We start from the raw sequence: 24996 nt of genomic DNA on the forward strand, positions 1-24996 counted from the left end.
TCAGATCGCGCCGAACAGCACTTGGGTGAGTTCCTTGTTGGTGGTCAGCACCTTGGTGTTGGCCTGGTAGTTGCGCTGGCCCTCCATCAGGCCAACCAGCTGCTGGGTCAGGTCGACGTTGGAGTTCTCCAGGGAACCGGCGGCCAGTTCGCCGAAGGGGCCGACACCCGGCACGCCGATCAGCGCGGCGCCGGACTCGGCGGTCTCCACCCAGGCGGTGCCGCTGATGTTCTTCAGGCCGCCGGTGTTGGCGAAGGTGGCCAGCGCCACCTGGCCCTGCAGCATGCGCTGGCCGTTGCTGTAGTTGGCGTAGACCATGCCGTCCTTCTCCACCGACAGGCCGGTCTGCTCGCCTGCCGCATAACCGCTGGCGCGGTTGGTGGTGACGACGAAGTCGGAGCCGTACTGGCTGGAGTTGCTGTAGTCGATGGCGATGGCCATGGGGTCGACGCCCGGTAGCGGGAAACCGACGTTGACCGGGCCGGCCGGTGCGGCGAGCGTGCCGTTGGTGCCGAAGTTCAGCGCCTGCGGGCCACCGACCGCGGCGCCATCGGCGTAGTAGTACGCCTCCCAGTCATTGGCGGCGGTCTTGACGAAATACTGGGTCAGGGTGTGTTCCTTGCCCTGGGAGTCGAACACCTTGGTGGTGTAGGTGGAGTTGTAGGTGTTCACGTCCGCCACGTCGAAGGGCGCGGTGGCCGGGACCGCCTCGTTGGAGTCCAGGTTCATGACGAACGCCAGGGTGTCGGTGGCGCGAGCCGGCAGGTTGGCGTTCTGCAGTTGCAGGTCGCCCATGGCCCCGACCAGCAGGTTGCCGGCGGCATCCACCGGGTAGCCCTGCAGGGTCTGCCCGGCGGCATTGACGATGAAGTTGTTCTTGTCGGCGCCGAACACGCCGGCGCGGGTATAGCTCAGGTCGCCATTGGTATCGCGGGTGACGAAGAAGCCGCCGCCGGAGATGGCCAGGTCCAGGCTGCGCCCGGTGGTCACCAGGGAACCGCCCTGGCTGATGCTCTGCGTGGTGGCCAGCACTTCCACGCCCATCGCCTGGCTGTCGGCGTAGATGCTGCCGAACTCGGTGCGCGACGATTTGAAGCCGGTGGTGCCGGCGTTGGCGATGTTGTGGCTGATGGTGTTGAGCTGTTCGTTGACGGCGCTGAGGCCGGTCATGGCGATGTTGAAACTCATGGCGACAGGACCCTTGAAGGAAGCGGATGAGAGGGATCAGAGCAGACCGGCGGTCTGCGTCTGGCCGAATTCGGTGATGTTGTAGAAGGGCACGGAGCCGACGCCGATGACGTCCAGCACCGGGCCTTCGGCGCTGACGCGCACCTGGGTGACACGCCCGGCCACCTCGACCTTGGGGTACTCGCCACTGTCGCTGTTGACCTCGACCTGGTAGCGCCCCGGTGCCAGGCCGAGTGCCTGCGGGTCCAGCGCGAAGGGCACGCGACCCGGCGCCTGGGAGCCGAGGTCGATGTCCTTCTTCACGCCGTTGCTGTCAGTCAGCGTCAGGGTCAGCTTGCCGGCGGCATGCTCCAGGTTGATCTCGCCGTTGATGGCGTCCTCGCCCAGCTCCAGCTGCTCGGTCGCCACCTTCACTTCCTGGCCGACCAGGCCCGCGGCGGTGAGGGTCTGCAGGTTGTCCAGCAGGACCAGGTTGCTCTTGCTCAGCGAGGCCATGTTTTCCAGGCTCTTGACCTGGCTCATGGCGGCGAACTGGTTGAGGAACTCGGTGCTGTCCACCGGCTTGGTCGGGTCCTGGTTCTGGATCTGCGCGACCATCAGGGTGAGGAAGTTGTTCTCCAGCTGCGCCGCGTCGCTGACGTTGACCGCCTGCTTCACCGCCTCGTCGATGCCATAGGCGGTGCTGTTCTGCTTGTCGTTGCTGACCACGGCCATCAGGATTCTCCGAGCTTGAGCAGGCCCTGCTGCATGCTCTTCAGGCGGTTGAGGACTTCGACACTGGTCTCGAAGCTGCGGGTGGCCGACATCATGTCGGTCATCTCTTCGATCTGGTCGATGTCGGCGTAGAACACGTAGCCCTGGTCATCGGCCAGCGGGTTGTCCGGTTCATAGCGGCGCACCGGCTCGCGCCCGGCCGTGACCACGTCGAGCACCTGCACATGGGCGCCGCCCATGCCCACGCTGCGGGTCATCTGGTCGTTGTTGTAGACGGCGGCGAACACCGGTTTGCGCGCCTGGTACACGTCGTCGGCGCTGGCCGCCGCCGAGTCGGCGTTGGCCAGGTTGCTGGCCACGGTGTTGAGGCGCACGGTCTGCGCGTTCATCGACGAGCCGGCGATGCGGTAGATGGAATCGAAAGCCATGGTCAGCGTCCCTCGATGGCCTGCTTCAGGCCGCGGAATTTCATGCTGAGAAAGGTCAGGCTGGTCTGGAAGTCCATGCTGTTCTTGGAGAACGCGGCCTGTTCCACACTCAGCTCGACGCTGTTGCCGTCCTGCGACGGCTGGGTCGGCACGCGGTACTTGAGGTCGGCGCTGCTGGCCGCGAAGGCCTGCTGCGGGTCGAGGCGCTGCATCTCACCGGCGAAGTCGATGTCACGGGCGAGGAAGCCCGGCGTGTCTTCGTTGGCCAGGTTGGCGGCGAGAATCTCGCTGCGTTGCATGCGCAGCTCGATCGCCCGCGAATGCAGCCCCACCACGTCATCAATCCGTATACTCATTCACCGCTACCCTTAACCCAAGGTTGTGCCGAGATGCCTTGAGCACAAAGCGTGCCCAACCCCATGAAGAGCTGCAGTACATTGATTTATCAGGACTTTTCAAGATCGATCGGGCGTCTTGGCGTCGCCCTCTTTCCGCATCGGCGCGGCGCCGAGAGGAAAAGCGGAAAGGCTTTTTCCGCCTGCGCGTCGCTGCTTTTCCTCCTCGCGCTGGGGCCACTCGCGACCATGGCCGCTGCGGATGAGGCGGCCGTCCAGATCGATCAGGCGATCGCCGCGCACATGCAGCAGCGGCTCGCCGAGGAGGCCAGGCGCCAGGCCTGGCACGGGCAACGCCACAGCCTCGACATCAGCCTGCTGGGCAATGCCGAACGCTTGCCGGCCTGCACCCAGGCGTTGCAACTGAGCGCCAGCAGCGACGACCCGTCACCGCTGTCACGCCAGCGTCTGCAACTGAGCTGCGCGGATGCCCCCGGCTGGACGCTCACTGCCCTGGTTCAGGCCAGCGTGTTCCTGCCGACCGTGCATGCGGCACGGGTGATCGAGCGCGGCCAGACCATCAGCCGCGACCACCTGCAGTTGCAGGAAGTGAACATCGGCAAGGCTTCGCGCGGTTTCTACGCCGACGTCGACGAGGTCGTCGGCCAGGGCGCCAAGCGGCGCATCCGCGCCGGCCAGCTGATCGCACCGAACCTGCTCAGCGCGCCGCTGCTGGTGCGTCGTGGCCAGCAGGTGAGCATCGTCGCCAGCCAGGACGGCATCTCCGCCTCGGCCACCGGCGAGGCCCTGGCCAACGGCCGCGAGGGCGAGGTGATCCGCGTGCGCAACCTCGGCAGCCAGAAGGTGATCGAGGCCCAGGTGGTGGAAGAAGGCGTGGTCACCAGCACCTTCCGGTAGCGCGGCGACAAGCCCCAGGCGACAAGTCGAAAGCAGCTCGCGAACGGCTGCGGGGTGGGTCAGCCGCCTGGCGTGCCGTGTTGAAATGCCTGCTGCGGCGCAACGCCTCCCAGCGGCAACCGCGACCAGGCTCTGGCTTCTACTTGCCGCTGGAAGCTGGCGGCTCGACGCTCATGTCCAGCCTTCCAGGCGCATGGTCGCGCGCACCAGGCGCTGCTCCTCCTGCTCGATGTCGCGCAGGTTGTCGCGGATGCTGTTGATATGGTCGCGTGCGGCGCGCTGGGCCTGCTCCGGCAGGCGCTCGAGCACCGCGTGGTAGAGACGCGCGTGCTGCCGGTCGATCTGCCGCTTCTGCGCCGGCCGGTGATACAGGTTGTTCACCGAGGCGAACACGGTGCTGAGCATCAGGTCGGTGAGCGATTGCAGGGTGTGCACCAGCACCGGGTTGTGCGAGGCCTCGCAGATCGCCAGGTGGAAGGCATGGTCGAGACGCGCATGCTCGCGCGGGTCGACCGGGTTCTCCTGGGTATGCGCGGCGAGCATCTCCTCGTAGCGCCGGGTCAGCAGGACGAAGTCCGCCTCGGTGCCACGCAGCGCCGCCAGCCGCGCCGACTCCCCTTCGAGCAGGCCGCGCACCTCCAGCAGGTCGTAGAGCGTGCGCGGCTGCGAATTGAACAGGTGCATCAGCGGGCTGGCATCGCGCTCGCCACTGAGCTTGGCCACACGCGAATCTCGCCCCTGGGCGGTCTCGATGATGCCGCGCCCGCGCAGCACCTTGAGCCCCTCGCGCAGCGCCGAGCGGGAGATGCCCAGTTTCTCGCACAGGCGCCGCTCCGACGGCAGCGGCTGCCCCACCTTGAGCACGCCATCGACGATCAGGCGCTCGATGCGCTCGGCCACCACGTCACTCACCTGCCGTCGTGCGGCGTTCAGATTCGCGTCCATTTCGTCCTCATCACAACTGGTCGTACCAGTTTTACAGCGCAGTCCGATCCACCCCGGATCGGCCAGCATGGCGCTAGAGAATAAGCGCTTTAGCCATGTTGGTGTGAAAGCCTGGAGAAAGAAACTGGTCCGACCAGCAGGGAAGACGGTGGACTGGCGAGCAAACGCAAGCTGAATATGCGGCCCATGGTCGCAGCATGACCGCCCATAAAAACAACGTTCCCGATTGAGCCTGCCATGAGCATTCTGTACGACGAGCGCGTCGACGGCGCGCTGCCCAAGGTCGACAAGGCCGCCCTGCTGGCGGAATTGCAGCAGCGTCTGCCCGACCTCGACATCCTCCATACCCGCGAGGACCTCAAGCCTTACGAGTGCGATGGCCTGTCCGCCTATCGCACCACCCCCATGCTGGTGGTGTTGCCCGAGCGCATCGAGCAGGTGCAGCAGTTGCAGCAGCTGTGCTACGCCCGCAACGTCCCGGTGGTCGCCCGTGGTGCCGGCACCGGCCTGTCCGGCGGCGCCCTGCCACTGGAGCAGGGCATCCTGCTGGTGATGGCGCGCTTCAACCAGATTCTCGAGATCAACCGCGAAGGGCGCTTCGCCCGTGTGCAACCAGGCGTACGCAACCTGGCGATCTCGCAGGCGGCGGCGCCGTTCGACCTCTACTACGCCCCGGACCCCTCCTCGCAGATCGCCTGCTCCATCGGTGGCAACGTCGCCGAGAACGCCGGTGGCGTGCACTGCCTGAAGTACGGCCTGACCGTGCACAACCTGCTCAAGGTGGAAATCCTCACCGTCGAAGGCGAGTTCATGACCCTCGGCAGCGATGCCTTGGACGCGCCAGGTTTCGACCTGCTGGCACTGTTCACCGGCTCCGAGGGCATGCTCGGCATCGTCACCGAGGTGACCGTCAAGCTGCTGCCGAAACCGCAGGTGGCCAAGGTGCTGCTGGCGGCCTTCGACTCGGTGGAAAAGGCCGGCCGTGCCGTGGGCGACATCATCGCCGCCGGCATCATCCCCGGCGGCCTGGAGATGATGGACAACCTGGCCATCCGCGCTGCGGAAGACTTCATCCACGCCGGCTACCCGGTAGACGCCGAAGCCATCCTGCTGTGCGAGCTCGACGGCGTCGAGGCCGACGTGGCCGACGATTGCGAGCGCGTCGGCGAGGTGCTGCAGAAGGCCGGCGCCACCGAAGTGCGCCTGGCCCGCGACGAAGCCGAGCGCGTGAAGTTCTGGGCCGGCCGCAAGAACGCCTTCCCGGCGGTCGGACGCATCTCGCCGGACTACTACTGCATGGACGGCACCATCCCGCGCCGCGAACTGCCCGGGGTTCTGCGCGGCATCGCCGAACTCTCCGAGGAGTACGGTCTGCGCGTGGCCAACGTGTTCCATGCCGGCGACGGCAACATGCACCCGCTGATTCTCTTCGATGCCAACGTGCCCGGCGAGCTGGAACGGGCCGAGGCCGTCGGCGGCAAGATCCTCGAACTGTGCGTCAAGGTCGGCGGCAACATCACCGGCGAACACGGCGTCGGACGCGAGAAGATCAACCAGATGTGCGCGCAGTTCAACAGCGACGAGATCACCCTGTTCCACGCCGTGAAGGCCGCGTTCGACCCGGCAGGCCTGCTCAATCCGGGCAAGAACATCCCCACCCTGCACCGCTGTGCCGAGTTCGGCTCCATGCACGTGCACCACGGCCAACTGCCCTTCCCGGAACTGGAGCGCTTCTGATGTCGCATGATTTCGATGCCAGCGCCGCGTTGCTGGAACAGGTCAACCACGCACTCAACAGTGCCACGCCGCTGCGCATCCAGGGCAGCGGCAGCAAGGCCCATCTGGGCCGGGCTACCACCGGCGAGGTGCTCGACACCCGCACCCACCGGGGCATCGTCAGCTACGACCCGACCGAGCTGGTGCTGACCGCCCGTGCCGGCACCCCCTTGAGCGAGATCGAGGCGGCGCTGGACGCCAACCAGCAGATGCTGCCGTGCGAACCGCCGCACCTGGGCAGCGGCGCCACCCTCGGAGGCATGGTCGCCAGCGGCCTGTCCGGCCCGCGCCGGCCCTGGGCCGGATCGGTGCGCGACCAGGTGCTAGGCACCCGCGTGATCACCGGTCAGGGCAAGCTGCTGCGTTTCGGTGGCGAGGTGATGAAGAACGTCGCCGGCTACGACCTGTCGCGCCTGCTGGCCGGCAGCTTCGGCTGCCTCGGCCTGCTCGCCGAAGTGTCGCTCAAGGTACTGCCCAAGCCGCGTCAGGTACTCAGCCTGCGCCTCGAGGTGGACGCCCGGCACGCGCTGAACAAGCTCGCCGAGTGGGGCCAGCAGCCGCTGCCGATCAGTGCCGCCAGCCACGACGGCCAGGCCCTGCACCTGCGCCTGGAAGGCGGTGAGGGTTCGGTCCAGGCCGCACGCCAGCGCCTGGGTGGCGACGAGATCGACAGTGCCTACTGGCTGGACCTGCGCGAACAGCGCCTGCCGTTCTTCGCCGGTACGGGTGCGCTGTGGCGCCTGTCGCTGCCGACCAACAGCGGCCTGCTCGACCTGCCCGGCCAGCAGCTGATCGACTGGGGCGGCGCACAGCGCTGGCTCAAGTCCGATGCCAGCGGCGAGCTGATCCAGCGCACGCTGGCCCAGGCCGGCGGCCATGCCACCTGCTTCGTCGCCGGTCAGGAGCAGCCCTTCCAGCCGCTGGCGGCCCCGCTGCTGCGCTACCAGCGCCAGCTCAAGAACCAGCTCGACCCCCAGGGCATCTTCAACCCTGGCCGCATGTACGCCGAGGTATAAGACGTGCAGACAAACCTGAGTGAACAAGCCAAGCGTCTGCCGCGCGCCGAAGAGGCCGAGCGCATCCTGCGTTCCTGCGTGCACTGCGGCTTCTGCAATGCCACCTGCCCGACCTACCAGCTGCTCGGCGACGAGCTGGACGGCCCGCGCGGACGTATCTACCTGATCAAGCAGATGCTCGAAGGCGGCGAAGTCACCGCCAAGACCCAGGAGCACCTGGACCGCTGCCTGACCTGCCGCAACTGCGAAACCACCTGCCCATCCGGCGTGCAGTACCACAACCTGCTCGACATCGGTCGCGAAGTCGCCGAGCAGCAGGTGCCGCGCCCGCTCAACCAGCAGCTGCTGCGCCAGGGCCTGCGCACCGTGGTGCCCCGCCCGGCGCTGTTCAAGGCCCTGACCCAGACCGGCCTGGCCCTGCGCCCGCTGCTGCCGGCGGCGCTCAAGGCCAAGCTGCCGCGAGAAGTGCGCCCGGCCAAGCCGCGCCCGAGCGAGCGTCATTCGCGCCGCGTGCTGATGCTCGAAGGCTGCGTGCAGCCGGGACTGTCGCCCAATACCAATGCCGCCACTGCGCGCGTGCTGGACCGTCTCGGCATCAGCGTCACGCCGATCCGCGAGGCCGGCTGCTGCGGCGCCGTCGACTACCACCTCAATGCCCAGGAAGCGGGCCTGAACCGCGCCCGGCAGAACATCGATGCCTGGTGGCCGACGATCGAGGCCGGCGCCGAAGCCATCGTGCAGACCGCCAGCGGCTGCGGCGCCTTCGTCAAGGACTACGGCCACCTGCTCGCCAGCGACCCGGCCTACGCGGCCAAGGCGGCGCGGGTCAGCGCCCTGGCCAAGGACCTGGTCGAGGTGCTGCAGGGCGAAGCCCTGGAGCAGTTGCAGGTCCGCGCCGAACAGCGCCTGGCCTTCCATTGCCCCTGCACCCTGCAGCATGCGCAGAAGCTCGGCGGCGCGGTGGAGGCGGTGCTCGGCCGCCTGGGCTTCGGCCTCACCGCGGTGCCCGACGGGCACCTGTGCTGCGGCTCGGCCGGCACCTATTCGCTGACCCAGCCGGAGCTGTCGCGCCAGCTGCGCGACAACAAGCTCAATGCCCTGGAGAGCGGCAAGCCGGACGCCATCGTCACCGCCAACATCGGTTGCCAGACCCACCTGGACGGCGCCGGGCGCACTCCGGTGCGGCACTGGATCGAGATAGTCGAAGAGGCGATGGGCTGACCATCACAGCAAACGTAGCCCGGATGAAATCCGGGAGAACCAACACCCTGAACCCGGATTGCATCCGGGCTACGAAACCACGAACACGAGGTCCGTCATGCAACACAAAGCCGTACTCAGCCAGACCGAAGTCAGCCAGATCATCGCCGCCGCCCGCAGCGAAGCGCAGCAACAGGGCTGGGCAGTCGCTATCGCCGTGGTCGATGACGGCGGCCACCCGCTCGCCATGGAGCGCCTCGACGGCTGTGCGCCGATCGGCGCCTACATCGCCACCGAGAAGGCCCGCAGCGCTGCCATCGGCCGTCGCGAGACCAAGGGTTACGAGGACATGGTCAACGGCGGCCGCACCGCCTTCATCAGTGCCCCGCTGATCACCTCGCTGGAAGGTGGCGTGCCGGTCGTGGTCGAGGGCCAGGTGGTCGGCGCCGTGGGCGTGTCCGGGGTCAAGGCCGAACAGGACGCGCAGGTGGCCAAGGCGGGCATCGCAGCCCTTTGAACATGCGGCGTAGCCGCCAACGGATGACCTTCTCCCCCAGGGGGAAGGTGGCACGCAGTGCCGGAAGAGGGTGTGCCCCTCTCTCCTCTTTCGATGAAAGAGGAATGCAGACAGACAGGAGAACAGGAAAATGACCGAACGCGTGCAATGTCAGCGCCTGCAGGTAGCCGCCGAGCTCAAGCAGTTCATCGAAAACGAAGTGCTGCCCGGCAGCGGTATCGAAGCCGCGGCCTTCTGGAGCGGCTTCGACGCCCTGGTACACGACCTGGCACCGCGCAACCGTGCGCTGCTGGCCGAGCGTGACCGCCTGCAGACCGAGCTGGACACCTGGCATCGCGCCAACCCCGGCCCGGTTCGCGACATGGCCGCCTACCGCGCCTTCCTCGAGTCCATCGGTTACCTGCTGCCGCAGCCGCAGACCGTCAAAGCCAGCACCGCCAACGTCGACAGCGAGATCACCAGCCAGGCCGGCCCGCAGCTGGTGGTGCCGGTGATGAACGCCCGCTACGCGCTGAACGCCGCCAACGCCCGCTGGGGTTCGCTGTACGACGCCCTGTACGGCACCGACGCGATCAGCGAGGACGGCGGCGCCAGCAAGGGGCCGGGTTACAACGAGGTACGCGGCGCCAAGGTGATCGCCTTCGCCCGTGCCTTCCTCGACCAGGCCGCGCCGCTGGCCAAGGGCTCGCACGCCGATGCCAGTGCCTATGCCGTGGTCGCCGGCCAGCTGCAGGTGACCCTGGGCAGCGGCGAGCAGACTTCCCTGGCGCAGCCGGAGAAATTCCTCGGCCACCAGGGCGAGGCCGCCACGCCGAGCGCCGTGCTGCTGAAGAACAACGGCCTGCACTTCGAGATCCAGATCGACGCCAGCAGCGCCATCGGCCGCACCGACGCCGCTGGCGTCAAGGACGTGCTGATGGAAGCGGCACTGTCGACCATCATGGACTGCGAAGACTCGGTCGCCGCCGTCGACGCCGCCGACAAGGTGGTGGTCTACCGCAACTGGCTGGGCCTGATGAAGGGTGACCTGGCCGAGGAACTGGAGAAGGGCGGCAAGCGCATCACCCGCCGTCTCAACCCGGACCGCACCTACAGCGCCGCCACCGGCGGTGAACTGACCCTGCACGGCCGCTCGCTGCTGTTCGTGCGCAACGTCGGGCACCTGATGAGCAACCCGGCGATTCTCGACGGCGACGGCCAGGAGATTCCGGAAGGCATCCTCGATGCCGTGGTGACCAGCCTGATCGCCCTGCATGACCTCAAGCGTCGCGGCAACTCGCGCGCCGGCAGCGTCTACATCGTCAAGCCGAAGATGCACGGCCCGCTGGAAGTGGCCTTCGCCAACGAGCTGTTCGGCCGTGTCGAGCAACTGCTGGGCATGCCCGCGGCCACCCTGAAGATGGGCATCATGGACGAGGAGCGCCGCACCAGCGTCAACCTCAAGGCCTGCATCGAGGCCGCCAGCAGCCGCGTGGCCTTCATCAACACCGGCTTCCTCGACCGCACCGGCGACGAGATGCACACGGCCATGGAAGCCGGCGCCATGCTGCGCAAGGGCGACATGAAGTCCAGCGCCTGGATCCAGGCCTATGAGCGCAACAACGTGCTGGTCGGCCTGGCCTGCGGCCTGCGCGGCAAGGCGCAGATCGGCAAGGGCATGTGGGCCATGCCGGACCTGATGGCGGCCATGCTCGAACAGAAGATCGGCCATCCCAAGGCCGGTGCCAACACCGCCTGGGTGCCTTCGCCGACCGCCGCCGTGCTGCACGCGCTGCACTACCACCAGGTGGACGTGCAAGCCGTGCAGACCGAGCTGGAGCTGATCGACCTGGCCAGCCAGCGCGACAGCCTGCTGGGCGACCTGCTCAGCGTGCCGGTCAGCGCCGAGCGCCCGTGGAGCGCCAGCGACATCCAGCAGGAACTGGACAACAACTGCCAGGGCATCCTCGGCTACGTGGTGCGCTGGGTCGAGCAAGGCGTCGGCTGCTCCAAGGTGCCGGATATCCACAACGTCGGCCTGATGGAGGACCGCGCCACGCTGCGGATCTCCGCCCAGCACATCGCCAACTGGCTGCATCACGGCGTGGTCGGCGAAGCCCAGGTGCGCGAGACGCTGCAACGCATGGCGCAGGTGGTCGACGGGCAGAACGCCGGCGACGCCGCCTATCGCCCGATGGCCCCCGGTTTCGAGCAGTCCCATGCCTTCCGCGCCGCCTGCGACCTGGTGTTCAAGGGCCGCGAGCAGCCGAGTGGCTACACCGAACCGCTGCTGCACGCCTGGCGTCTGCGCTTCAAAGAGGAGGTCTGAGCGTGGGAGGGGCCATACGCGGCTGCAGCGGGATGCCGCCCAGCCCCTCCTGAAAAATGATTGAGCGCCGTGGATGAACGCCACGGCGCTGCAACAGGCCCTGACGGTTTCCGACCGTCGGGGCTTTCGAGCATGAGCGCGACGGTGGGTGATCCCCGGCGTCGCTGCTCGCGGAATGGTCGGTGCCGTGGCGCCCGGCCACTCCAGATGCGTGGCGCCGGATATCTCCGGAAAACCGTGGTTCACAAGAAAAAGAAGGAACCAACACATGAGTCAAACGCTGCTGTCCATCCTGGCCTTCGTGCCGCTGGTGCTGGCGGGTGTGCTGCTGATCGGCTTCCGCTGGCCAGCCAAGTACGCGATGCCGCTGGTGTTCGTCCTGACCGCCCTGATCGGCCTGCTGGCCTGGGACATGTCCCTCAACCGGGTCATCGCCTCCAGCCTGCAGGGGCTGATCCTCACCGCCTCGATCCTGTGGATCATCTTCGGCGCGATCCTGCTGCTGAACACGCTCAAGCACTCCGGCGGTATCGCGGCGATTCGCCGTGGCTTCTCCAACATCAGCCCTGACCGGCGCGTACAGGCGCTGATCGTCGCCTGGCTGTTCGGCTGCTTCATCGAAGGGGCCTCCGGCTTCGGCACCCCGGCCGCCGTCGCTGCACCGCTGCTGGTTGCCCTCGGCTTCCCGGCGCTGGCAGCCGTGGTGCTGGGCATGATGGTGCAATCCACGCCGGTGTCCTTCGGCGCGGTGGGCACGCCGATCCTGGTGGGCGTCGGCGCCGGCCTGGACAGGACCGGCATCACCGAACAGCTGGCGGCCACCGGCAGCACCTGGGAGACCTTCTTCCACCTGATCTATTCGCGGGTGGCCATCACCCACGGCGTGATCGGCCTGCTGATGCCGCTGATCATGGTGATGATCATGACCCGCTTCTTCGGCAAGAACCGCAGCTGGAAGGAAGGCCTGGCCATCGCGCCGTTCGCCGTCTTCACCGCGCTGTGCTTCTCCCTGCCGTACATGGCGGCCGGCGTGTTCCTCGGTCCGGAATTCCCGTCGATGATCGGCGCCCTGGTTGGCCTGTCCATCGTGGTACCGGCAGCCCGTGCCGGCTTCCTCCTGCCGAAGGAGACCTGGGACTTCGCCGACGCCAAGGACTGGCCGGCCGAGTGGATGGGCAAGATCGAGATGAAACTCGACGAGGTGGCCGGCAAGGCGCCGATCTCCGTGCCCATGGCCTGGGCGCCGTACCTGCTGCTCGCGGTGTTCCTGGTGCTGTCGCGGATCTTCCCCGAACTCAAGGCCGCGCTGATGAGCCTGAGCTTCGGCTGGAAGGACATCCTCGGTGAGACCGGCGTGTCCGGCACCATCGAGCCGCTGTACCTGCCGGGGGGCATCCTGTGCATGGTGGTGCTGGTCACCTTCTTCCTGCACCGCATGCGCTTCTCCGAGCTGAAGGCGGCCGTGGGCGAGTCGAGCAAGACCCTGCTCGGTGCCGGCTTCGTGCTGATCTTCACCATCCCCATGGTGCGTATCCTGATCAACTCCGGGGTCAATGGCGCCGACCTGGTCTCCATGCCGGTGGCCATGGCGCGCCTGGTGGCCGACAGCGTGGGCGGCGTCTATCCGTTCTTCGCCCCGGCCGTGGGTGCCCTGGGCGCGTTCATCGCCGGCTCCAACACCGTGTCCAACCTGATGCTGTCGCAGTTCCAGTTCAACGCTGCCGAGCTGCTGGGCGTGTCCGGGGCGATGATGGTGGCGCTGCAATCGGTGGGCGCTGCGGCGGGCAACATGATCGCCATCCACAACGTGGTGGCGGCCTCGGCGACGGTCGGCCTGCTGGGACGCGAAGGCATCACCCTGCGCAAGACCATCCTGCCGACGCTCTACTACCTCGCTGCTGCGGGCTGCATCGCGCTGGTCACCATGTACGTCATGGGTATCAGCGATCCGCTGCTGGCAAGCCGCTAGTCCATGCGCGGGTCGTGCCGGGCACGACCCGACTTTGGTTGGCCTCTGGCAGGCGGCGATTACCGCCTGTCCGCTTGGCGCGTCCGTTCAATTGCGGTAGCGTGCCTCGCGCAAAACCGTGAGATTCACCCGAGGTCGATATGAAGAAGTGGCAATGCGTGGTCTGTGGACTGATTTACGACGAGAGCCAGGGCTGGCCGGACGACGGCATCGCGCCCGGCACCCGCTGGGAAGACGTGCCGGAAGACTGGCTGTGCCCTGACTGCGGCGTCGGCAAGATGGACTTCGAGATGATCGAGATCGGCTGATCACGTGTCATTTCAACGAACGGCGACCCTCGGGTCGCCGTTTTCATTTCACCCTGCCAGGCGCCGCCAGCAGGCCCCGCAAGCGCGTTACAGCCGCCTCACGCCCCAGCAGCCCCCTGGCCTGAAGCCCGCACCAGAGCCTTCGCCGGCCGTCCCGCAGAAAAATCATCAACGCCATTTAAGCAGCGTCAAAAGCCGGTCGCCCTTCACTTACAGCAGGCAATCACAGCCAGCTTCACTCAACTGAAGGAATCTCATCATGGCTCTGTCGATTCATACCAACTACTCCTCGCTGATCACTCAGACCAACCTGTCCAAGACCAACAACGCCCTGGGCACCAACCAGCAGCGTCTGGGCACCGGTTTCCGCATCAACTCCGCTGCCGACGACGCCGCCGGCCTGCAGATCGCTACCCGTCTGAACGCTCAATCGCGTGGTATGGACGTGGCCATCCGCAACACCAGCGACGCCGTTTCGCTGCTGCAGACCGCCGAAGGCGCCTTCAGCGAAATGACCGACATCGTGCAGCGCATGAAAGACCTCTCCACCCAGGCGGCGAACGACACCAACAGCGCAGACGACCGTCTGGCCCTCTCGGCCGAGTTCAACGAACTGGGCAAAGAGCTGGCCAACATCATGACCAACACCAAGTACGCGGGTGAGGCCCTGTTCGACATCGCCGGTACCGGCGGCAAGTTCGGCACCGCTGGCGGCATGAGCTTCCAGATCGGCGCCAGCGCCACCGAAACCCTGGCCCTGGACGTCAGCGCCGACGTCGGCACCCTGACCGCCGCCCTGGGCGCGCTGAACACCCAGTTCGCCGCTGCTCCGGCCGCCGACCAGAAGCTCGAGACCCAGGCCGGCGCCAACGGCGCGATCACCCTGGCCGAGACCGCTCTGGACGAGATCGGTGCACTGCGTGCCCAGTTCGGCGCCAACATCAACCGCCTGAACCACACCGCCAACAACCTCGGCAACATGAAGGACAACACCGACATGGCCAAGGGTCGCATCATGGATGCCGACTTCGCCAAGGAAAGCGCCAGCATGAGCAAGAACTCCATGCTCCTGCAGTCGGGCATCTCCATGCTCAAGCAAGCCGGCCAGATGCCGGGCATGGTCATGTCCCTGCTGGGCTGATCCCGCGTCATCCAGGCGCAACGGATGGCGCCACCCCCTCCAACGCCCCGTACTCACGGGGCGTTTCTCGTTACGGCCTGAGCCCCGGCAACGCGCATCGCCAGCGTGCAACCGTCATCAAACGACGGGATGCTGAAATGACCGTCACGACACCTGCCGACTGCATCGACTTCGTCCACGAAACAGCTAGCATAGAACTGAGCACGGCCTGTGCGAGGCCGCTCGGTCAGCCCGTGACTGGCACAAGACTTGCCACTGCATTTCCCTGACGCCAGAATGCTGACCATCCGTCGCCCGGACGTTTCCAGCCGGAAATGTCGCTCGCTCTAAGGACCGCATGAACTCCAGCCCCGACACGCCGCCCACCGAGCCGGGAAGCACCATCGCCTGCCAGGTCATCAGGACCGGGCGCAGTGACTGCTACGCGCACTTCTATCCGGCGCTGTATCAGCTGACGCTGGCCAAGAGCGGTATCGAAGAGAAGATCGACCTCGGCTACTCCGGTAGCCGCCTGCTCGAGCGCCTGCTGCAGAAGCCGGGCGAGGTCGTCTCGCGCGAGGAGCTGATGAACCACGCCTGGGCCGACCGGGTAGTGGGCCAGGGCAGCCTGAACCAGCAGATCTATACCCTGCGCCAGGTGCTGGGCGACGAGAAAAGCCGCGAGATCATCCAGACCCTGCCGCGCCGCGGCTACCTGCTCAACCCCAATCACCTGGTCGTGCCGTCAGCCAGCGATGCCGCCGACCCGTCCGGCGCGGCGCCCGACGTGCCAGCCGCACCACCCGCCTTCCTGCGGCGCCACAGTCGTCAGCGCGCCTCCTGGCTGATCCTGCTCAGCCTGTTCAGCATCATCGGCATCGCCCTGTTCCTGACGCTGTACCGGATCAGCCAGCCAGACGACCTGTACAGCAGCGAGATGACCCAGGGGCCCCTCAACGTGCGTTACATCGACCAGAACCCGCAGCGCCTGCAGCAACTCATCCTGCACACCCATGGCCTGACCAGCCGCCTCACGGCACTGGCCAGCGCGCCGTCCGAGCTGGTGCTGCGCCTGAGTGGTGGCTTCTACGAGCTGCTCTGCCTGCAACCGGGGGGCGGCGCACGCTCACTGATGCTGCATGAAAGCCAGCTGGGTCAGGTGGCCGATGCCCAACTGAGCAGATGCCTGCCATGAGCCGCTGCAGGCAACTCGGCATCAGCGGCGTGTGGCTGCTGAGCATGTTCGCCACGGCCCTGGCGATGCTCCTGGGCATGCTCGCGCTGTGGCTCAGCTTCAGCTCCAGCGCGGAGCTCGACGGCCGCTACCAGTCCAGCGGCCAGGTCCAGCTGAGCAACGGCAAGGTGCTCGACATCAGCCACAGCCTGCAGGTCAACAATGGGCGTTTCTACGCCATGACCCGCCAGGGCGACAGCATCCTGGAGACCTCGGGGACGGTCGACTACGGCTTCCTCGGCAACTACCGCCTGCGCGTCGAGGATGGCCAGGTCACCGGCCTGGCCAGCGAGGTCGACGACGAGCTGGTGTTCAACCTGCTCTACGGTCGGCACAAGGGCTCGACCATCCGCCTGACTCGCCTCGACGGCTGCCTCTACGCCCTGGAAACCCGCCAGTTCTACTGCCCGGCGCGCCACCTGTAGCGCCGCGCTCACGACTCCGGCGTGCTCAGCCGCGCGCCCTCGGCGCGGTACTCCACACGCACCTGCGTGTCGCCGAACAGCTCGCGGTACAGGCCCTCGGCCTGGCTGGTCAGCAACAGCAGCTCGATGCGCCGGTTGGCACCGTTCTCCGGGTCATCGGGCAGCAGCGGCATGCCATCGGCCTGCGCCGTCACCTGCAGCACCGCGCGGGTCGGCAGGCCGGCCTCGACCAGCACGTTGCGCGCGCGCAGGGCGCGATCACCCGACAGGTTCCAGTTGTTGTAGCCGCCGACGATGCCCCGGTAGGGAGTGGCATCGGTGTGGCCGCTGACGATCAGGTGGTTGTCGACCTTGGCCAGGATGCCGGCCAGGCGCTTGAGCAGGGTCTCGAAATGCGGGTCCAGGCGCGCGCTGCCACGGGCGAACATGAAGCGCTGCGCATCGTCCTTGATCAGAATGCGCAGGCCCTGGGGCACCACCTGCACCTCGATGTTGGCCTCGGCATCCAGTTGCAGCGCCAGCGCCTCCATCAGTTGCGCCAGCTCCTGCATCTGCAGCGGCTCGGCGTAGTGCGGCCTGCGCGCCGCGCCAGGCTGGCCATCACCCTGCTCGGCCCCCGGGTCCTCCTGGGGCGTACGCGCCTGGTTGAGGCGGTCCTGGCGCGGGCTGACCTGCACCGGAATACCGTCGAGGTCCAGCGGCGTGGTACTGGTGCCGTCGAAGATGCCGGCGCCGCCATCGACCAACGGGTTGTTCAGCATGTCCGCATTGGCCCGGCTCTGGTCCTGGGTCTGCGGCTGGATGATCCACAGCACCATGAACAGCGCCATCATGGCCATGGTGAAGTCGGCGAAGGCGACCTTCCAGGCACCACCGTGCTCGTCGTGGCCGCCTTTCTTTCCACGCCGCTTGATGATGATCTCGTGTTCTGCGCCGCCACGCTTCTTCATGCCGCGTCCCTTTCATCCTCGTAGCGGTTGACCCAGGTCTCCAGCTGCTTGAAGGCCGGCTTGACGTCCTGCTCGATCAGCTTGCGCCCGGCGTCCACGGCCAGCAGCGTGGGCTTGCCGGCGACATGGGCGACCAGCGTGGTGCGCACGCACTCGAGTGCCGACAGCTCGGTCTTGATGCGCTGGCTCATGGCGTTGGACAGCGGCTCCATCACGCAGTAGCACATGAAGATGCCGAGGAAGGTGCCGACCAGCGCGGCAGCGACGTGGGCGCCGATCTCGGCCACCGAACCGCCGATGTTGCCCATGGTGATGATGATCCCCATGATCGCCGCGAGGATGCCGAAGCCCGGCATCGCCTCGCCGATCTTGTGCAGCGAACGCGACGGCTGCAGCAGGATGTGCTCCATGGCCTCCAGCTCCTGTTCGAGGAAGCCTTCCAGCTCGTGTGCGCTGATCTTGCCCATGGCCATCAGGCGGAAGTTGTCGGCGATGAAGGCCATCAGGTTCTTCTCCTGACGGATCAGCGGGTACTTGGCGAACAGCTCGCTCTGCTCGGGCTCCTCGATGTGCGCGTCGAGCACCTTGAGACCACCGACCTCGACCATCTCCAGCAGCTCGTACAGCAGCATCAGCAGTTGCCGCTGGAACTCCTCGCCGCGCCGCTTGTAGACGAACACGCCCTTGATCTGGTGGCACATCTCCACCAGCACTTCCTTGGGGTTGCCCACCACCAGTGCGCCGAGACCGGCGCCGACGATGATCACCACCTCGGCCGGCTGCCAGAGCATGGCCAGCTCGCCGTGGGCCATGACGTACCCGCCCAGCACGCAGCCGACGATGATCAATGCACCTAGTAACTTCTGCACCCTAGCCTCTCTCGTTCAGGTAGCGGCTGGCCTTGGCGATCGCCTGCTTGCTCAGCTGGCAGACGCGCGCGTCGCTCAGCTCCAGCACCAGGGCGATTTCCTTGAGGCTCAGCTCATGTTGGTAGTAAAGGGTCAGCACCAGCCGCTCGCGCTCGCTGAGCTGGCTCAGCGCCTGGGTCAGCAGGCGTTCCTTGAGCACCCTGTCCTCGACCGCACTGCTGCCACAGGTGAACCCTTCGTGGCCGTTCTGCAGCAGCTCGTCGAGGCTCTCGATGGCCTCGCAGGCGTCGGCCTGGAGGAATTCCTGGTAGTCCTTGGCGCTGATCCCGGTGGCCCGGAGGATCTCCTCCTCCTGCGGCACACGGCCCAGCTGGCGCGCCAGCTGGCGAATGGCATCGCGGATCTTGTGGGTCTGCTGGCGTACCTGGCGCGGCCGCCAGTCCTGGCGACGCAGCTCGTCGAGGATCGCACCACGCACGCGCAGCGCGGCGAAGCGGCCGAACTGCTCGTCCGGCGTGCCGTAGCGGCGCAGGCATTCGAGCAGCCCCATCAGGCCGATCTGCTCCATGTCCTCGCGATCGAGTACCTGATTGGCCTGCAACGCCAGCTGGCTGACGATGCGCTTGACCAGCGGCAGGTACTGCATCAGCCATTTCTGCTCGGCCCCGGGGGCGAACAGCGCGGCACCACCCTGGTCGGCGGCGTAGCGGTAGTCGATGGCGCAGTTGGCGTTCATGGGCAGGCCCTGCTCTCTACTGGACGATCAGCTTGCTGACCAGCACGTTGGCGAACGGCATCGCCAGCTTCTTGCTGGCGAAGTCATCGAACAGCGCGCTTTCCAGCTTGCCCTGCAATTCGGGGATGGGCATGGCACGCAGGCTCTCGAAGGTCATCGCCGACAGGTGGGCGACCACCGAGTTGCGCACCATGGGGTCGATCTGCTCGAGCTTCTTCGGGTCGGTCTCGAGGTCGGCCTGCAGCACCAGGTCGAGCACGAAGTAGTGCTCGCGGTTCTCGCCCTGCAGGCTGACGATGACTTTCTCGATGGGGAAGAAGCGATACTCGCTGGCCTGCTCCTCTTCGCCGGCGCCCGCGCTGGAAAGCCCCGGCAGCGGCTGCCCGGACTGCAGCGAGCGCAGCGTGGCGTAGTTGAAGACGGTCCCGCCGACCACCACCAGCGTGTTGAAGATGAGCAGCAGGAGGATGATGCGCGGCATTGTCATGGGGTTCTCGATTCAGGTACGAAGGGTTAAACGGTGACCAGCACGTCGCTGGTCGAGTCCGGGTTGCGCGGGCCGCTGTCGGCCGTGGTGCCGCTCGCCGCCTGCACCGGCTCCTCGGCCAGCCAGGCCTGGCGCGGCTGGCCTTGCTGACGCCCGCCCTGGGCATCGGCGGAGACCTGCACGTCGACCTGCACGAAGTGCTGCCCGACCAGTTCCTGGCGCAGGCGCTCGCTGGTCTGCTGCAGCAGGCGGGCGACATCGGCGTTGGCCGCGGAAAGCTGCACGCTGAGCCGGCCGGATTCGTGACTGAGGAAGATTTCCAGGCTGCCCAGCTCCGGTGGGTCGAGACGGATGGTGGCGTTCTGGATGCGCTGGTTGATCTGCAGATCGACCTGCTCGCGCAGGCTGCCGAGCATCTGCTCGCCCCACTGCGCCTGCGGCGCATGCAGCTTGAGGTGGCGCTCCGTGGTCGGTGCCAGGTTCGCGGGCAGGGAAGCTGGCGCAGTGGCCGTCGCGGTCGCCTTGTCGTCGGCGCTGCCGGTGCCGGACAGACGCTCGACAAGGCTGGCCTCGAGGCTGTCGTTGGTGGCGAGTGACGCGGCATTCTGCAGCGCAGCGTCCAGCGCCATTGGCGGCATCGGCGCAGTCATGGCCTGGGCAGGCACGGCGGCAGGCACCGGCCTGGCCGTGACCGCAGCGCGCTCGGGCTCGCTCGGCAGGGGTTCACGCGGCACCCGCGCGGGATCGACCGGCAAGGCGGCCAGCTGCGGGTCCTGCTCCTGTTCGTCCGGGGGCGCCGGGGCGTGCTGCGCAGTCTCCGCCGTCTCGCGCGCCTCCACCCGGACCGCCTGCTGCCCCAGCACGCTGGCCAGCCACTGCTCGGCATCGGCCTCGCCGAGGCCGAGCGCGATCGGCGCCGGCGCGCTGGCTGGCGGCGCCACGCTTTCGCTGGCGGCGAAGGCATGCAGCTCCATCTGCAGATCGAAGGCCGGCTGTTCGCCGGACGCACTCTGCGCCTGGGCAAAGCCGTTCAGCGCAGGCTCCGCTGCGGCGCCGCCGAGGTCGACTCGCGCATTCGCGTTGATCAGTTGCAGCACCTTCTATCTCCCCTCTTGATACAGATCGACGCGCAGGTAGGCACTACGCCCTTCGGCGTATTCCAGATGCGTCAGCAGCAGGCGCCGCACGCGCTCGCATTCCTCGGCGCAGGCGACTCGCGCCTGGCCGTGCAGCTGTTGCAGACGCTGCTTGGCCGCACGCGTCTCGTCATTGAGCGACGGCAACCCGGCCAGCAGTTGCAGGCAGGCGCGGATCAGCGCATCGACCTCGCCGATGCGCGCCCAGTCGCCCTGCTCCAGCGCCTCGGCCAGCTGGCCATGCAGCTGCTGCAGGGCGCGCAGTTCACTTGCGCGCTGCATTCACGCCTTCCCAGCCTTCACGCAACACACCGAGCAGCCCCACCACCTCGTCCAGGCCTTCCAGCGACAGGCTGACGCTGACGTCGGAGAGCCGGTAGATGCAGTAGTCGTAGAGCCGCGCCAGGCCCTGCACCAGCTCGCCGCCGTTCTCGTAATCGAGCGCGCTGTTGAGGCCGCCGAGGATGTTCAGGCACTTCTCCAGGGACTGGCCCTTCTGCTGGTAACGCTTGGCCTCGATATGGCCACGGGCACGGGCCAGCTCGTCGAGCAGGCCGTCGAACAGCACCAGCACCAGCTCGTAGGGCGAAGCGGCGGCAGCGCGGGCCTCGAGGTCCACGGTGCGGTAGCTGTCGTAACTTTCGTTGAGGTTGTAGGCACTCATCAGAACATTCCGTAGGTCTGTTCCATCGCCGCCATGGTCTGCATCAGACCGGTGTACTGACGGAGATAGCGGGCGTAGTAGGAGTCGTACTGCTTCTGGATGTTGTCGAACTGCTGATCGACACGACGCAGCTGGGTGTTGAGGGTGTCCTTGCGATTGGTCAGCAGGCCGCCGGCGCTGCTGGTGTAGACCGCCAGGTTCTTGTCCAGGGTGTCGAGCAGGTTGCCCTTGTCGGTGAACAGCTTCTCGAAGCCTTCCGGGTTGGCCGCCACGGCCTTCTCGAAACGCGCACTGTCGATGGTCAGCTTGCCGCCGCGGTCGGCGACGATGCCGAACTCGGTCAGGCTCACCCCGCCGAAGGACGTGCGCACCAGCTGGTTGAGCATGCCTTCGATGGCGCGCACGCTGGCGTCACCGGCCAGGGGCCCACGGCTGCCGCTCTCGCCGCCGCTGGCGGTCAGCGAATCGAAGCTGCTCATCAGGGCATTGAAGGCACTGACGAACGTCTGCGCCTTCTCCTTGGTGGCGCTCTGGTCCTGGGCGATCTCGATGGTCAGCGGGGTGTCGCCCGTCTGGTGAGCCTTGCTGAACGTCAGGCTGACGCCGTCGATGATGTTGGCGAAGGTGTTGCTGCTACTGGTCAGCTCGATGCCGGCCTCGCCGCCGAGGCGGACGATGGCGTCCTTGGCCACGGACAGCTCCTGACGCGCGGCCACGGCATTCTCGAATGCCGTGTTGCCGCTGGCGGTCAGGCTGATGGCCTGGTCGGCACCGGTCGTCTCGCTGGTCAGCACCAGGTTGACCTGGCCATTGCTGCGCACCAGCGTGGCCTTGACCCCGCTGTTGTCAGCCGCGCCGTTGATCGCAGCGGCCAGTTCGTCGAGCGTCGTCACCGCGCCCAGGTCGACACTGAACGTGTCACTGCCCTGGCCGATGCTCAGGCTGCCGCTGCCCAGGTCGCCGTCCTGCAGGCCCTGCAGGGCGAGCTGGCTCTTGCTGGCCAGCTGCTGGACGAAGAAGTCATAGCTGCCCGCGACCGCCTTGCTGCCGACCGTGGCAGTGGCATAGCCCTCCTGGCTGTAGCTGGCGCTGTTGACCAGCATGCTGCTGCCGGCGAGCTTCAGGCCGCTGGCAGCGCTCTTGAAGCTCTTCAGCGCAGTGTCCAGGGAGCTCAGGGCATTGAGCTGCGCCTTGTAGGCTTCCTGGTTGCGGTTGGCCTTGGCCAACTGCCCCTGAATCTCGTATTGGGCCAGTTGGGTCGCCATGCTCTGTACGTAATCTGAATCGATAGCCATAGTCGGACACCCGTTTTCCTGAGAGATAGCAATAGCGGTGCCAACCAGCCAAGTCGTTGATATTCAAGGACTTGAGCCAACCGCCAGGTGAAAGATCCTTTCCGCTCGCGAGTCAGCGAGCGACAGGCGGAAGGCCGGCTTCCGCTCGCCTGCGCAACAGGCGGACATACCCCCTACACAGGCGACGCGGCAGCGGCCCGGCTTAAGGAAAACGCGGTGAATGCAGTGCACTGAGGCCGGGCAAGCCAGCCAGGCGCGGGGAGGGCTGCCGTGACGCGGGACAGCATTGAGGGAGTTCTCCCCAGCCGCGAGCGGGACAATCGTGGATGAATGCGCCGACGAAACCGGGACTGAGGAGCGAGAGAAGATTGCGTTGATGCGTGGGAGGGGCTTCAGCCGCGACCGCCCGCCTGAACCTGCCGCTTACTCGCCGCCAACGGCGAAATTGGGCAGGCTGTTGACCGGCTGGCGGAAGTTGAACGGAATGGATTCGACGGCCAGGCCGACGTTGCGCTGGACCACGAAGTGCAGGTGCGGGCCGGTGCTGTTGCCGGTATTGCCGGAGCGCGCCAGCAGGCTGCCGGTCTCCACCCGCTGCCCCTCGCGCACGCTGACCGAGCCACGCATCAGGTGCAGGTAGACCCCCATGGTGCCGTCGTCATGCAGGATGCGCACGAAGTTGCCGGCAGGGTTGTTGCCGCGCCCGCTCTGCTGGTTCTCGGTCTTCACCACCACCCCACCACGGGCTGCGACGATGGGCGTGCCCTCGGGCATGGCGATATCCACCGCGTAGCGCCCCTTGGCCGTGAAGTGGCTGTAGGTGCCGTTGGCGCCCTGGGTCTGACGGAACGGCCCCCCCCGCCAGGGCAGTGGATAACGATGGATGCTCGGTTGCAGACGCGGGTCGCCGAGGGCGTAGCGCAGCTTCGGCTTGTAGCGCAGCGGCTTGCCGGCATCCTGCGGCGTCAGGGTGGCGAGACGGATCTTGCTGCGCGGCGGCAGCACCCAGCGAATCGGCTTGCTCGGTGCACCGATGGCGTTCTTCACCTGCTCCAGCCTGAGCTCGATCTCCACCGGCGCATACAGGTCGTTGCGAATCAGCAGCGTCTCGCCGGCTTCGTGCTTCTTGGTCTCCAGCTTCACCTGGTTGTCCAGGCGCTCGACCATGCGGTCGTTGAACACGAACACCTGGGCACCAGGCGCCGCCTGATCGCTGTAGGTCACCACGCCGTTCGCGTCGACGTACTTGTAAACGGTCAGAGCAGCGGCCTGGCCACAGAGAACCAGCAGACTGCAGAAAATGATCAAACGCCCTAGCATAACGATTCGGATCTTATGGCTTTTTGCTATCCGGATTGAAAAGACTAGCAGCGCGGGAGGGCATGCGCGAGGAAGCAACCGTCAGGCTGTGAACCGGCTCACCGCCGCCGGTCGCTACGGCGCCGTGCGGATCAGGCGCCCGGAGAGAAATGCTTCTGCGCGGTACCACGTGCGATCAGCCGCGACAGGTAGTCGAGCTTCTGCGGGTCGCGGTCGACGAAACGGAAGGTCAGCTGCAGCCATTCGCTGTCGGGCTTGGGCTCGAACGCCGCCACGGCATGCAGGTAGCCGTTGAGGCGGGCGGTTTCCGCTGCCTCGCCCTGCTCCAGATCGAGCACCGCGCTCTCCAGTACCTGCGGCAGGACATCGGCACGCCGCACCACCAGCAGCGCCTCCTTCAGGCTCAGCGCCTTGATCACGCAGGCCATGCTGCCGGACGGCAGGCGCAACTGGCCCTGGCCACGCCCGGCCGGCGCCTTGCTCGCAGCCGCAGGGGCCGGTTTGGCGAAGGCCGCCGCCGGGGCTGGCGCGGCCGGTGTCGGCGCACTGGGCTTGACCACCTCGGCCTTGCCACCGGTGAGTGCGGCCAGCGAATCGTTGGCGAAGCCACCGCCGCTCAGCATCTTGGGCGCAGCGCTGGCGGTGAGCGCCTGCAGCTTGCCGGCGCGGCTCAGGGCCTTCTTCACCTTGGTGACCAGTTGCTCGTTGGAGAACGGCTTGCCGATGTAGTCGGAAACACCGGCCTGGATGGCCTGCACCACGTTTTCCTTGTCGCCACGGCTGGTGACCATGATGAACGGCGTGGTTTTCAGGTCGTCCTGCTCACGGCACCAGGTCAGCAGCTCCAGGCCGGACATCTCTGGCATTTCCCAATCGCAGAGGATCAGGTCGACCGCCTGCCGGCCCAACAGCTGCTGGGCCTTGCGACCGTTGACCGCTTCCTCGATCTGTACGCCGGGGAAGTGATCACGCAGCCCTTTCTTGACCAGATCACGGATAAAGGTCGCGTCGTCCACCACCAGCACACTGACTTTGCTCATCGGCCTCTCCTGTACGAATGGCAATAAGCATAGTCATGGCCAGTGGCCTAAGGCCAACGGAAACGTCGGGTAAACGACAAATCGCGCAAACGCAACGG

Annotated in this window: 26 protein-coding genes; 11 read left to right on the forward strand and 15 right to left on the reverse strand. The window is 66.7% G+C overall.

Annotation, left to right across the window (positions count from 1 at the left end):
• From flgE to flgB, 4 genes are read right to left on the reverse strand one after another with little or no spacing between them, the layout of a single operon-like run.
• Positions 1-1188, reverse strand: coding sequence for a flagellar hook protein FlgE (gene flgE, locus E4487_RS22660; RefSeq protein WP_134677584.1), 1188 nt, complete (start codon positions 1186-1188; stop codon positions 1-3).
• Positions 1189-1224: 36 nt separating this feature from the next.
• Positions 1225-1902 carry a flagellar hook assembly protein FlgD gene (flgD, locus tag E4487_RS22665; protein WP_047588786.1) on the reverse strand — a complete coding sequence of 226 codons (678 nt, stop codon included), beginning with the start codon at positions 1900-1902 and terminating at the stop codon, positions 1225-1227.
• Entirely contained in the window at positions 1902-2330 is a 429-nt protein-coding gene (flgC, locus tag E4487_RS22670; protein WP_037057098.1) for a flagellar basal body rod protein FlgC, read from the reverse strand. Before flgC ends, flgD begins: the two co-directional genes overlap by 1 nt.
• Before the next feature lie 2 nt (positions 2331-2332).
• Positions 2333-2686: a flagellar basal body rod protein FlgB gene (flgB, locus tag E4487_RS22675; RefSeq protein WP_037057100.1), complete on the reverse strand. Its 354-nt coding sequence runs from the start codon at positions 2684-2686 to the stop codon at positions 2333-2335.
• A gap of 228 nt (positions 2687-2914) precedes the next feature.
• Here flgB and flgA point away from each other — a divergent pair, with 228 nt between their 5' ends.
• Positions 2915-3583, forward strand: a complete 669-nt coding sequence (flgA, locus tag E4487_RS22680; protein WP_257229485.1) for a flagellar basal body P-ring formation chaperone FlgA — start codon at positions 2915-2917, stop codon at positions 3581-3583.
• A 171-nt stretch (positions 3584-3754) separates the two neighbouring features.
• Here flgA and glcC read toward each other — a convergent pair whose 3' ends face one another.
• Positions 3755-4528, reverse strand: coding sequence for a transcriptional regulator GlcC (gene glcC / locus E4487_RS22685; protein ID WP_037057102.1), 774 nt, complete (start codon positions 4526-4528; stop codon positions 3755-3757).
• A 237-nt stretch (positions 4529-4765) separates the two neighbouring features.
• Between glcC and glcD the strand changes: the two genes are divergently transcribed.
• The 10 genes from glcD (at position 4766) to E4487_RS22735 (ending at position 16401) form a co-directional block, all read left to right on the forward strand.
• A complete protein-coding gene (glcD, locus tag E4487_RS22690; protein ID WP_175254443.1) occupies positions 4766-6265 on the forward strand; it encodes a glycolate oxidase subunit GlcD in 1500 nt (499 codons plus the stop codon).
• A complete protein-coding gene (glcE, locus tag E4487_RS22695) occupies positions 6265-7320 on the forward strand; it encodes a glycolate oxidase subunit GlcE (protein ID WP_175254444.1) in 1056 nt (351 codons plus the stop codon). The genes glcD and glcE overlap by 1 nt, the downstream gene beginning before the upstream one ends.
• A 3-nt stretch (positions 7321-7323) precedes the next feature.
• Positions 7324-8541, forward strand: coding sequence for a glycolate oxidase subunit GlcF (glcF, locus tag E4487_RS22700; protein WP_175254445.1), 1218 nt, complete (start codon positions 7324-7326; stop codon positions 8539-8541).
• Positions 8542-8638: 97 nt separating this feature from the next.
• Positions 8639-9037, forward strand: coding sequence for a heme-binding protein (locus E4487_RS22705; protein WP_037057107.1), 399 nt, complete (start codon positions 8639-8641; stop codon positions 9035-9037).
• A gap of 130 nt (positions 9038-9167) precedes the next feature.
• On the forward strand, positions 9168-11345 hold the full coding sequence (locus E4487_RS22710) for a malate synthase G (RefSeq protein WP_175254446.1): 2178 nt from the start codon (positions 9168-9170) through the stop codon (positions 11343-11345).
• A gap of 268 nt (positions 11346-11613) precedes the next feature.
• On the forward strand, positions 11614-13314 hold the full coding sequence (locus tag E4487_RS22715) for an L-lactate permease (RefSeq protein WP_037053858.1): 1701 nt from the start codon (positions 11614-11616) through the stop codon (positions 13312-13314).
• 140 nt (positions 13315-13454) lie between these two features.
• Positions 13455-13622 (forward strand): rubredoxin, encoded by a 168-nt coding sequence (locus E4487_RS22720; RefSeq protein WP_003242223.1) that lies wholly within the window; start codon positions 13455-13457, stop codon positions 13620-13622.
• A gap of 259 nt (positions 13623-13881) precedes the next feature.
• The gene (gene lafA, locus E4487_RS22725) at positions 13882-14763 is read left to right on the forward strand and encodes a lateral flagellin LafA (RefSeq protein ID WP_037053859.1); all 882 of its coding nucleotides are present in this window, start codon (positions 13882-13884) and stop codon (positions 14761-14763) included.
• 337 nt (positions 14764-15100) lie between these two features.
• Positions 15101-15937: a winged helix-turn-helix domain-containing protein gene (locus E4487_RS22730; RefSeq protein WP_037053862.1), complete on the forward strand. Its 837-nt coding sequence runs from the start codon at positions 15101-15103 to the stop codon at positions 15935-15937.
• Positions 15934-16401, forward strand: a complete 468-nt coding sequence (locus E4487_RS22735; protein ID WP_037053864.1) for a hypothetical protein — start codon at positions 15934-15936, stop codon at positions 16399-16401. The genes E4487_RS22730 and E4487_RS22735 overlap by 4 nt, the downstream gene beginning before the upstream one ends.
• Before the next feature lie 8 nt (positions 16402-16409).
• On the opposite strand, the gene E4487_RS22740 is transcribed toward E4487_RS22735, so the two are convergent.
• The 10 genes from E4487_RS22740 to E4487_RS22785 all read right to left on the reverse strand — a co-directional run bounded on the left by E4487_RS22740 (position 16410) and on the right by E4487_RS22785 (position 24898).
• Positions 16410-17351, reverse strand: a complete 942-nt coding sequence (locus E4487_RS22740) for a flagellar motor protein MotB (protein WP_175254447.1) — start codon at positions 17349-17351, stop codon at positions 16410-16412.
• Positions 17348-18220 carry a flagellar motor stator protein MotA gene (motA, locus tag E4487_RS22745; RefSeq protein ID WP_037053869.1) on the reverse strand — a complete coding sequence of 291 codons (873 nt, stop codon included), beginning with the start codon at positions 18218-18220 and terminating at the stop codon, positions 17348-17350. The genes E4487_RS22740 and motA overlap by 4 nt, the downstream gene beginning before the upstream one ends.
• Position 18221: 1 nt before the next feature.
• Positions 18222-18956 (reverse strand): FliA/WhiG family RNA polymerase sigma factor, encoded by a 735-nt coding sequence (locus E4487_RS22750; RefSeq protein WP_037053872.1) that lies wholly within the window; start codon positions 18954-18956, stop codon positions 18222-18224.
• Between the two features lie 16 nt (positions 18957-18972).
• Positions 18973-19443 (reverse strand): flagellar basal body-associated FliL family protein, encoded by a 471-nt coding sequence (locus E4487_RS22755; RefSeq protein ID WP_175254448.1) that lies wholly within the window; start codon positions 19441-19443, stop codon positions 18973-18975.
• A 26-nt stretch (positions 19444-19469) separates the two neighbouring features.
• Entirely contained in the window at positions 19470-20540 is a 1071-nt protein-coding gene (locus tag E4487_RS22760; RefSeq protein WP_175254449.1) for a flagellar hook-length control protein FliK, read from the reverse strand.
• Between the two features lie 3 nt (positions 20541-20543).
• Positions 20544-20861, reverse strand: coding sequence for a hypothetical protein (locus E4487_RS22765; RefSeq protein WP_175254450.1), 318 nt, complete (start codon positions 20859-20861; stop codon positions 20544-20546).
• Positions 20845-21243, reverse strand: a complete 399-nt coding sequence (fliS, locus tag E4487_RS22770; RefSeq protein ID WP_011920495.1) for a flagellar export chaperone FliS — start codon at positions 21241-21243, stop codon at positions 20845-20847. The genes E4487_RS22765 and fliS overlap by 17 nt, the downstream gene beginning before the upstream one ends.
• Entirely contained in the window at positions 21243-22538 is a 1296-nt protein-coding gene (fliD, locus tag E4487_RS22775) for a flagellar filament capping protein FliD (protein ID WP_150607482.1), read from the reverse strand. Before fliD ends, fliS begins: the two co-directional genes overlap by 1 nt.
• A 423-nt stretch (positions 22539-22961) precedes the next feature.
• Positions 22962-23858: a peptidoglycan DD-metalloendopeptidase family protein gene (locus E4487_RS22780; protein WP_037053889.1), complete on the reverse strand. Its 897-nt coding sequence runs from the start codon at positions 23856-23858 to the stop codon at positions 22962-22964.
• 131 nt (positions 23859-23989) lie between these two features.
• A complete protein-coding gene (locus E4487_RS22785; protein WP_037053891.1) occupies positions 23990-24898 on the reverse strand; it encodes a response regulator in 909 nt (302 codons plus the stop codon).
• Between the last annotated feature and the right edge of the window lie 98 nt (positions 24899-24996).

It is taken from the genome of Pseudomonas sp. BMW13, assembly GCF_013357275.1.
GTDB lineage: Bacteria > Pseudomonadota > Gammaproteobacteria > Pseudomonadales > Pseudomonadaceae > Aquipseudomonas > Aquipseudomonas khazarica.